Annotated in this window: 9 protein-coding genes and 1 pseudogene; 8 read left to right on the top strand and 2 right to left on the bottom strand. The window is 61.9% G+C overall.

Annotated features, from left to right (window positions below):
* The 7 genes and pseudogenes from EN749_RS38250 to EN749_RS22180 form a co-directional block, all read left to right on the top strand.
* A pseudogene (locus EN749_RS38250) lies at positions 1-338 on the top strand (phage tail tape measure protein); the annotation flags it as partial.
* Positions 335-946 carry a hypothetical protein gene (locus EN749_RS22205; RefSeq protein WP_128363976.1) on the top strand — a complete coding sequence of 204 codons (612 nt, stop codon included), beginning with the start codon at positions 335-337 and terminating at the stop codon, positions 944-946. The pseudogene EN749_RS38250 and the gene EN749_RS22205, both read left to right, overlap by 4 nt.
* On the top strand, positions 943-1,509 hold the full coding sequence (locus EN749_RS22200; protein WP_128363975.1) for a DUF2163 domain-containing protein: 567 nt from the start codon (positions 943-945) through the stop codon (positions 1,507-1,509). The genes EN749_RS22205 and EN749_RS22200 overlap by 4 nt, the downstream gene beginning before the upstream one ends.
* 8 nt (positions 1,510-1,517) lie before the next feature.
* Complete coding sequence (locus EN749_RS22195) at positions 1,518-1,931, top strand: hypothetical protein (RefSeq protein ID WP_128363974.1); 414 nt, start codon at positions 1,518-1,520, stop codon at positions 1,929-1,931.
* A gap of 4 nt (positions 1,932-1,935) precedes the next feature.
* The gene (locus tag EN749_RS22190) at positions 1,936-4,422 is read left to right on the top strand and encodes a hypothetical protein (protein ID WP_128363973.1); all 2,487 of its coding nucleotides are present in this window, start codon (positions 1,936-1,938) and stop codon (positions 4,420-4,422) included.
* Positions 4,419-5,813, top strand: a complete 1,395-nt coding sequence (locus EN749_RS22185) for a hypothetical protein (protein WP_128363972.1) — start codon at positions 4,419-4,421, stop codon at positions 5,811-5,813. Before EN749_RS22190 ends, EN749_RS22185 begins: the two co-directional genes overlap by 4 nt.
* Before the next feature lie 12 nt (positions 5,814-5,825).
* On the top strand, positions 5,826-7,541 hold the full coding sequence (locus EN749_RS22180) for a hypothetical protein (protein WP_128363971.1): 1,716 nt from the start codon (positions 5,826-5,828) through the stop codon (positions 7,539-7,541).
* Here EN749_RS22180 and EN749_RS22175 read toward each other — a convergent pair.
* Positions 7,538-8,698, bottom strand: coding sequence for an acyltransferase (locus EN749_RS22175; RefSeq protein ID WP_128363970.1), 1,161 nt, complete (start codon positions 8,696-8,698; stop codon positions 7,538-7,540). The genes EN749_RS22180 and EN749_RS22175 overlap by 4 nt on opposite strands.
* Positions 8,699-8,752: 54 nt before the next feature.
* The gene (locus EN749_RS22170) at positions 8,753-8,953 is read right to left on the bottom strand and encodes a hypothetical protein (protein WP_128363969.1); all 201 of its coding nucleotides are present in this window, start codon (positions 8,951-8,953) and stop codon (positions 8,753-8,755) included.
* A gap of 54 nt (positions 8,954-9,007) precedes the next feature.
* Between EN749_RS22170 and EN749_RS22165 the strand changes: the two genes are divergently transcribed.
* Positions 9,008-10,017, top strand: a 1,010-nt coding sequence (locus EN749_RS22165; protein ID WP_128363968.1) for an N-acetylmuramidase domain-containing protein, incomplete at its 3' end; no start/stop codon positions are given.

Here is a 10,017-nt window from a genome sequence, read left to right as displayed (position 1 = left end):
GCGGCGGTGGCGGCATTCCTTGGGCCGATGATACGTTCCGCGCCGGCGGCGGCCCGGTGCAGGCCGGCAAGGCCTATATTGTCGGGGAGAAGCGTCCCGAAGTGTTCGTGCCCGGCCAATCCGGCATGATCCATCCGAGCGTTCCTTCGGTGCAGTCCGCCGGCGGCGGTGGCGCTTCCGTCATCAGCCCGGTTTTCGCGCCGACTATCCATATGGATGGCGGCCAGGGCGATTCCGGCGAACAGGTCACCGCCGCGCTGAAGAAATTCGAAAAGGAATTCACCCCGCGTGTGGTGAAGGCCATCCGTGAGGCCAAGACGACGGGGCTGATGCGATGACGGCGATTGCCCTGCCCGCCGTCGGCTTCCAGCACGCCTATCCGCAGCTGATGGAGTCGGTCTCGGTTTCGCGCTCGGGCACGCGGGTCATGGCGTTCGTCGAGTATGCCGACAGCTACTGGACCATCCAGATGCGCACCAAGCCGCTCAAGGCTTCGGAACGGCTGCTGGTCGAGGCGTTCAAGGATGCCAGCCGCGGCGGCTTGCAGACGGTGCTCTACACGCCCAAGCACATGTGCATCCCGCGCGCCTATTGGGGCAATGCCGGTGCCGCTGCGCTGGCCAATCTCGGCACCCTCGTTTCGATCACTGGCAACTCGCTGCTCATCAACAGCGTCGACAATGGCCTTACGCTCGGCGCCGGTGACCTCATCTCGGCGACGACGGGCGATTACAATGCGCTGTTTCGCATCCAGACCGGCAGCGTCGCCGCGGGTAACGCGATCACCGTCACCGTCGAGCCGGCCGTGCCGGCCTACATCACGGCCGGCGCCGTCATGACGTTCAAGAACCCGGTCGCGAACATGCGCGTCATGCCGGGATCGTTCTCCATCCCCGACGAGCCGAAGCCGGTCGCGACCTTTACCCTTGTCGAGATCCCGAAATGAGTTTTCCGACTCGCCTGCAGACGGTGCTGTCCGAAAGCCGCGCCGTCATCCGCTCCGGCATCAAGATCGCCTGCACAACGGGCACCTATGGCTTCTGGAACGGCAAGGGCGACATTACCGTCGACGGCCTGGTCTACTGGCCGAATTCGCTGATCAGCGTCTCCGAGCCCGTCTATGGCCTCGGCACCGCCGCATCGACCTTCACCGTCGAACTGATCGCCAAGCGCGATTCCGGCCTGACGCCCGACAAGCTGCTGCTGATAGAGGATGAGGGCTACAAGGATGCGCCGGTCACGGTGTTCGACTTCTATTTCGATCCCGACGACCGCTCTTTCCTGCATGCCGAGCCCGGCGCTTACGGATTCATCGACACGGTCGACCATTCCCGTGACAATGGCGAAAAGAAGCTGATCGCCAATGTGCGTTCCGGGGCCATTGCCAACCATCGCGACGGCTACCGCACCGCAAGCCATCAGGATCAGCAGCTCGTTTCGCCCGGCGACCGCATCTTCGAATTCGCCAGCACCGTGCGGCACGAGTTCTTCGACATCACCTTCGACTGAGGCCGATCATGCTCGAACTCACCCGGTTGCCCGACTGGGACCGCCGCCTTGCGCGTCTGGTCAACCAGCACAAGTCGATACCCGGCGTGTGGGGTGTGTCCGACTGCCTGCTGACCGTCGCCGATGCCGTCGAGGCGATCACCGGCACAGATCCTGCCGCCGACATCCGTGGCAAATACAAGACCGAAGCCGGCGCTGCGAGGATCCTGCGCAAGCGCGGCTTCGGCGATGTCGAGATGGCGTTGGCCAGCCTGTTCCGGCCCGTCGGCCGGCTGATGGCGCAGCGCGGCGATATCGGCGTTGTCGAAAACGGCGTGCTCTGCGCAGGCTTCGTCACAGATCTCGGCTTCGCGGTAAAAACAGAGGCCGGCCTGTCATTCGTTTCGCAGATGAACATCAAATCCGCATTCAAGGTCGGCTGACAGCATGCCGTTCCTGATCCCGATCATTGCGCCGCTCGCCAGCGCAGTCGGCCTTGGCGGCTTCGCGTCGTGGCTGGGCGGCTCGACCATCCTTGCCGGCCTCGCCCGCTTCGGTATCGGTCTTGCCGCGAAATATGCCCTCGGCGCGATCTTCGGCCAGCAGGAACCGCAGGCGCAGGCCGTCCAGCTCGATACGGTCTATGGCGAGGATCTGGCGCGCACGGTCGGCCTCGGCGTCTATGGCACCGCCGGCCAGAAGCTTTACCGCAATGCCTTTGGCTCGGGAAATCGGTCCATTCAGGACGTCTACAAGCTTTCCGACTTCCGCATCACCGGCGTCACCCGCGTGCGCGCCGAAGGCGAATGGCGCTCGCTCGGCGGCGTCGAGGATCCGGTCAAGGGTTTCCGCGTCCAGGGCATAGATGGGGAAATCTGGGTTAAGGTCTATCTCGGCGCCATGGATCAGGTGGCCGATGCTGGGCTGATCGATAAGGCAAATCCGCCCGGCCGCTGGAGTGCGGATCATCGTGGCGCCGGCATCGCTTATGCCGTCGTCACCATGCAGCTCGACCGCGAGAAGATGCAGCAGCCGTGGGAGGCCTTCTTCGAGGTGCAGGGCGCCCCGCTCTATGACTGGCGCAAAGACAGCACCGTTGGCGGCAGTGGCGCCCATCGCTGGAATGACCAGGACACTTGGGAGTTTTCCGAAAATCCGGTGCTGATGGTCTACGGACTGGAGCGCGGCTTCTTCAACGGCACGGAAATGATGGTCGGCAAGGGCGTGCCGGCCGGGCGCCTGCCGCTCGGCGACTGGACGCTGGCCGCCAATGTCTGCGACGAAAGCATCGGCCTGCTGAAGCGCTACTCTGCCGGCGTCATCGCCGCGGCAGGATCCGGCGTCACCCACGACCAGAACATCCAGCCGCTGTTCGAGGCATGCGCGGCGACGTGGATCGAGGACGCCTCCGGCGAGTTTCCGATCGTGGGTGCCGCGCAGTCGACGGTGTTCACCTTCACCGACGACGACATCATGGTCGACGAGACCTTCCGTTTCTCGACCAAGCGCACCAAGTCGGAACTGATCAACACGCTGGCCGGCACGTTTCGTGATCCCGACGCCTTCTTCGAACAGACGCCGTTCGCGGTACGGATCGACGAAATTGCCCTTGCCGAAGATGGCGAACGCCTGGCGGTGGCAATCCCCTACGGCGCGGTCAACAAGGCGGAGGTCGCCGATCGGCTGGCCGACATCGCCTTCAAGGCCAGCCGGTTCCAGGGCAATGGCGATATCGTCATCCACCCGATGTACCTCGCCGATGCCAAGGTCGGCCGCTGGTGCGAATGGGATTCGATTGAGTTCGGCACGCTAAAATTCCAGATCCTGGAGAAAACGCTTGGGCCTCTCGGCGACAAGGGTGCGCGCAACATCCACCTGAAACTGCAGGAAGTCGGCGACGAGATCTTCGACGGCACCGATTACACGACCGTGCCGCCGGTGCCGGAGCTTCCTGGGCCCCCCGACTATCAGACCGAAGCCGCCAATTTCCTCGCCTTCGGTGTGGCGCAACAGGTCGCCGGTTCGGCGGAGAAAATCCCCGGCCTGCGCTTCACCTGGAACGCGTTCACCGACATCACCGTCGTGTCGGTCGACATCGAACACCGGCCGCAGGGTCAGACCGACAGCATCGTCAAGCGCGCCAATGTGCCCGACCAGGTGCTGATCACCAGCGATGGCGTTCTGGCGGCGACAACCTACGAATACCGCCATCGCATCATCACGCGCCCGGTGCGCACCACGTTCTTCACCGATTGGGCAACCGTCGACACGCCGGCGGCAACGGTACCGGCCGTGTCGGTCGGCCTCGGCCAGGTGCAGGAAGACATCTACGATCTCTTCGCCACGCTTGTCGCCGATACGCGCGTCGCCATCATAGAGCGCATCAATCAGTTGGCCGCCGCTGCGGTAGATGCCGCTGGTCGCGTTGCCAAGGACAACTCGGTTGCCGTTCGCTTCCGCAACGCCACCGCCGCTGCGCAGCAGCTGCTCGAGGCGTCGATCACTGAGATTGACGATGAGCTTGTGGCGCTGGCAGCAGCCACAACGGCCGTCGAAGCATCGGTTGGCCTGATTTCGGCGGATGGGCTGTTCCAGCTCATTGCCACCGCCGGAAGCGGTGACGTGACCTCCCGCCTCATAGCGCAGGTGCGCGCGACCATCGGCGACGTCTGGGTCGATGCCGGCTATGTCATGGAAGCCGGTTTTACCGGCGGAAATCCTTTGGCGCCGTTCTCGCGCTTCGTCATCAAGGCTGATCAGTTCGTCGTCAGTGACGGGACCAATGATGGCACGCCCCTGGTGTTCGCAAGCGGCGAATTGAAGCTGCAGGTCGCGCGGATCGGCACGGCCATCGTGGAAGAGCTGCAATCCGCCAATGGCAAGCTAGTGATCACCGGCAACGGCACAGAAGCCAAGATCGAACTGTTCGCATGAGCACGCGTGGCTTCATCGGGCTGGACGGCAGCGGCGTGCCGATGGTCAAGATCATGGCCGATGCGTCCTACGATCCTTTGTCGACGCCGGACACGGATTGGGAAAAGCATCGTTTCAATTCGCGCAACACCGAATACAGCTACATCGACGACATCATCATCTGGCCGCGCACGGTCACGACTTACTATCCGGCCGGCCGCAACTCGTCGAACTATGTTCTCAAATGCGAGAGCGGTGGCTTCGTCTTCTGTCATGCGGCGCGGGCAATCGCCTATTACGGCTTCCTGCCGATCATCGAGCATCGCTACATCGATCCGACGAACAACAAGGCCAGGATCTACCGCGACGACACGCTGACCAACGGCAATCCCAATTCGATGGCCAAGGTCAAGCAGAACAGCGGCATTCGGACAACCTCGGCCTACGACAATCTGAACAACCATCCCGACGAGATGGTTTCGCAATTTGGCGCTGTGGCCAGTCCGTATTGCGCCATGTCGATCGTCACCCGCTTTCCCTGCGACCGGGACTATACCGCCCTGTCGACACCGCCAGTCAGCGGCAACTGCTTCTTTGTGGTCGACGAGAAGCGCGGCTACGCGCGCATCTCTCGCGGCGCCGTCGACGCCAGGACGGCGATTGCCTCACAGTGCATCGTCCATGAGGATCAAAGACCCCTGACCATCGTCGCGACGGGATCGACGACGTTGACGGCTGGACAGACGCAGGTGATCGCCCTCGGCGTCGACGTGCCGGATGGCTCGATCCCCTATATCATCGGGGCGGCGGCCGGCAACATGGCGGCGTTCTCGGCTCCATCAAGCGCCTTTCTCGTCGATGCCACGATTTCCGGAAACAACCTGACGATCTTCAACGGCACCCCCGTGTCGATCACGGTCTTCTACAATGTCATGGTCCAGAACCAGCAGACCCCGACGACGGGCGGTTCCGGCAAGATCCTGTATACCGACGAGGGCGAGATCAAGATGCTGCGGCCGGGCGCGGCCTCGCCACCGGTGCCGGCCGATATCCTGCTGTGGAGCGAATATCGTTATTGCCCGGTGGTCGCCTATGGCAAGGTGGCGGATACGCTGTTCTCAGGGACGCCGGGTGTCTCTTCACCGGCGCGCACCTACACGCTTTCGGTTCCGGCGCTGGATAATCCGCCCATCATCCTGACGGCGCTGCAGAAGATCGGCGCCGACGCCACTTTCAACGATGGCGACATTCTGATCAACGCCAACTGGACGTCCTCTGCATTCGGCGTGACGCTTCAGCTCACCAACTGGTGGGTCTACGACGCCACCGCCCACACCATCACCTTCAGTGTGAACGACACCGCCGGCAGCGGCTGGGTCTTCCGCTACTTCGTCCTCGCTGTTCCCGACTAAGGGCAAATCCAAATGGCATCGATCTATTCCACCGGCACGGTTTCCGTGACGAACGGCAATGCAGTGGTGACTGGCGCCGGCACGGCATGGGCTCTCGGGCTCGTCGCGGGCGGCATGTTCACGCGCCTTGGCGTGGCGGTGCCGATCTTGTCGGTCACCGACGACACGCACTTGACGCTCGCCTACCCCTGGCCGGGAGCGACCGCTGCCGGCGCCGCCTACGCCATCGCGCTGGAGAATTCGAACGCCGCCGACATCGTCGACCTCAATCGCACGCTGTCGCGCGTGCTGGTGACGCTCTCCCTGGCCGGCGTTCATCCCAACGCCTCGGGCACGATCGCCGAGCGCGACGCCATTGTCCTGACCTCCGACGATGAAGGCTTCTTCTTCTTGCATGCCGAAATCGGTGTCGCCTTCGCCTTCTACCGATGGTCAGGCACGGCGTGGGAAGGGCCATTCCCCGTAACGGATGCTGCGGCGGGCGGTCCGGTTAGCAGCATCGCGTCCGGTACAGGCGTGACAGTCGATAGCACCAATCCCGCCATCCCGGTCGTCAAGATGGCCAACATGGCCAATGCCACCATCAAGGGGCGCACGACTGCGGGCACGGGCGCACCGGAAGACCTTACGGCAGCGCAGGCTCGCGCCATTCTGAGCCTTGGCACCGCAGCACTTAAAAACACTGGCACATCGGGAAATAACATTCCGCTGCTGGATGGTGCCAATCTTTTTAGTGGCACAACGTTGCTGACCGACACACTGTCGATCGCTTCGAACAATCAAGGCCTGCAAATAACTTCATATTCTAATACACCTACGTCAGGTCCAATTGTCGCGCAGCGGGCAAGGGGAAACTCAGGTGCGCCAACTGCTGTGCTTAGCGGCGACGTCATCGCGGGCATTCAGGGAAGAGGTTACGGAGCAACGAGCTTTTCGACGTTGGGGCGCGCCGGATTCACATTCCGAGCAAGCGAGAATTGGTCGGATGCGGTGCAAGGCACCGATATGATTATCGAGACGACCACAAATGGCACGCTCACGCGAACAATAAGACTGACGGTCAACAACGGTCTTCTCATGACCGGCGCAACCGGCGGCGACAAAGGCGCCGGAACCATCAACGCCACGGCAGTTTATGACGACAACACGCTGTTGACCTGCATGGCGCTGTCGAAAGAGTTCATCGCCGAAGGGGCAGTCGACCTTCAAAAATGGGATGCCCTGGTCCCAGATCTTGTCATTCCGGAAGCGGTCGACCAAGCTCCGGTCCTGGTTGATGTCGAGGTCGAAAAGACTGTGGATATCGAAACCGACGATGGCCTGGTACGCCGGTCCGTCACTGAGATCGAAAAGCGGCCAGCCGTGGAACTCGTACCTGTGTGGGACGAGGCGGGCAACGGGATTGATGCTATCGAGGTTCCGCTAACGGAGACTATCACGACGCCGGCCGTAACTATCTCCCGCGTGCATGGCACAGCACGCGTGTTCAAGGCCATGCTGGATGATGGCTTCGACCCGCGCGACCCAGAGCAATATTTCGCGCGGCTGCTCGCCGACGAAGCGTTGCCTGGCATGCCGACGCAGGCTGACTGGCAGCACAATGACCTGTCGATAGGCGATCTTTTTTCGCGCAAATGGCTGGCAGTTGAGATGCTGGCAGTGGCCGCGAATGTCATGTGGGCGAAGCTCAAGGATCATGAGCAACGACTGCTGGCAGCCGGACTTTAGGCTTTTTGGCTCGCCTCGGCAGTAGTCGGTCGGAGCACTCGGAAGTCGATGACTCGCGAAATCGCCTTTCGAAAGGGCGGCTCAACAGCCAATGTGACGGCAAGCGATAGGGCGATCATCAAGGCGAAGGTGTAGGTCAGCGCGACGAAACGGTCGATGTCCTGCAGGACAAGCATCCGCAGAACAGCAGCGCCGATGATGTCGTGCAGGAGATACAATGGATAAGTGGCCATTCCGCAGAGACGGATGGCGGCTAGCATTCCAGGCTTCATCCTGCTGACGATCAGGTAGTCGAACCTGGTTGCGAGAACAATGAAGCTGATGGCGAAAAGCCAGACGACTGCTGGGACGCAGCGTAGTGACGGGTCGATGATCTTGGCGAAGTATGCCGGCGCATTCATGTAGATGCCAGCCAACCCGCCCGCAACGAAGAGCAGAAGTGCAACGCTGCGAGCCGCGTTCGGCTTGATCATCAGCGATGACCACAAGAACACGCCTGTGGCGAAATATGCGCCGTAGGTGATCATCAGCAAATCCATTGATCTTCCGTCGATCATTGAAACTGGCGGGTGCACGTAGCCCAGCGTAGCCGCCAGGATCCATACCCAGAAGAAAGAACTGGCCGTGCCGATGATCGCTGCGACTGGTTCAATCCAGGAGAACCGGCGGATCATCAGAAGCGCTGCGATGAGCACGTAGAAGCTGATCTCGACGCCAAGCGACCAATAGACGCCATCGATCCACGGCGCATAAGGGTTGAAGGTCAGCGTTCGAATGTATCGATCCACCAATGTCGACGTCGGCAGCAAACCGATCGTGATGGCGACGACAAACGTCATCGTGGCGCAGATAAGAGCAGCTGGCACCAGGCGCAGGAAGCGCGCTCTGATGAATTGCCATGGCGTGGCACTCGCGGCAGAAAAAGCGATGACGAAGCCGGATATGACGAAGAAGATCTCCACGCCAAAACGCCCCCAAAACGTGAAGGGCGCCAATTCAGGAAACGCTGCCGCCCCCTGAACCACAGATTGCGGAGTTGACCCTTTCACAGCCCAAGACCAGAAACCCAGGTGAAAGACCATGACGGCGAGTGCTGCAAATATGCGTGCGACGTCTAGCCCGACAAGACGCGGTTTCATCCCGAATTGATGTGTCAAAGTATTATCCCGCCCATTTCGCCTGTCGGCGGGCAACTTGTAGCTGAGATGACTTCACGTCTCAACAGTAAACCAGCTTGTCCTGCCGCTGGTCATGTGCGTCACCCGTATCCAGTCGCCGGTCTCCGCCTCGCGGCCTAGCGGCACCTTCACCTGTCCCCAGACCTTCGCGGCCTCGACATCGCTGCCGGCCTGCACCTCGGCACGCTTCACGGCTCTGCCGTCGCGCATCATCTCGACTGTGAAATTCCCCATCGGCCCGCTCTCCCCGGCGCCGACCATAGCCATCATCCCTCGAAAGGAAAACCCATGGACACTTCGTTCAAGGGCGCGGCGGTGCGCCTAAAAGACATCGACATTCCGCGCATTGGTGCCGAGATCGTCGTTGGCGAGGACGAACTGCATGCCTTCATGGACGTCGAGGCGGCAGGATCCGGCTTTGACCCGACCGGCCGGCCGAAGATGCTGTTCGAACCGCATGTCTTCTACCGGCTTCTCGGCAAGGGCATGAAGCGGGATGCTGCGGTCAAGGCTGGGCTCGCCTATCCGAAATGGGGCATGAAGCCCTATCCCAAGGACAGCTACCCGCGCCTGGTCAAAGCGATGGCGATCGACGAGAGGATTGCGTTGATGGCCGCTTCGTGGGGCTTGACCCAGATTCTCGGCGAGAACCATCGCGATGCCGGGTACACTTCACCGCAGGCGTTGGTGACGGCGTTCTTGGCATCCGAGGCCAACCACCTCGAGGCGACAGTGCGCCTCCTGGTCGCGTGGAAGATCGACGACGATCTGCGCGCGCATCGCTGGCCGGTCATCGCCAGAACTTGGAATGGTCCCGGCTACAAAAAAAATGCCTACGATACCAAGATGGCCGCCGCCTTTGCCAAATGGCAAAAGATCAGGGACACGCCATTCTCGCCGGCGGCGGACCCTGCTTCGGCTGAGCCTGTGTCGATCGCCGCGGTGGTGCCGGCCGTCGACAAGGCAACGGTTGAGCGCGCCCAGCAGCAGCTGAAGGATCTCGGTTACACCGAGGTCGGGGGCGTCGACGGCAAGGCCGGCGACTTCACCGCAGCCGCTATCCGCGCCTTCCGCTCCGACAACGGCCTGCCGGCCGGTGACGGCATCGATGACGATCTGCTGCTGTCCCTGCAGAAGGCCAGGCCGCGGGCCATTCCCGCCGCGCGCGCGGATGCGCCGGCCGACGTCGTGCGCGACAAGGTGCCGGAGGTGAAGACGAACTGGCTGACCAAGGTCGGCGCGTTCTTCACCGGCATCATTGCTCTGGTCGGCAGCTTCTTCGACGGCATCATCGGCAA

This window comes from Mesorhizobium sp. M7A.F.Ca.ET.027.02.1.1, from assembly GCF_004022985.1.
Lineage (GTDB): Bacteria > Pseudomonadota > Alphaproteobacteria > Rhizobiales > Rhizobiaceae > Mesorhizobium.
Note: the sequence above shows the minus strand (reverse complement) of the source record. Positions and strands in the feature narration are given on the sequence as shown.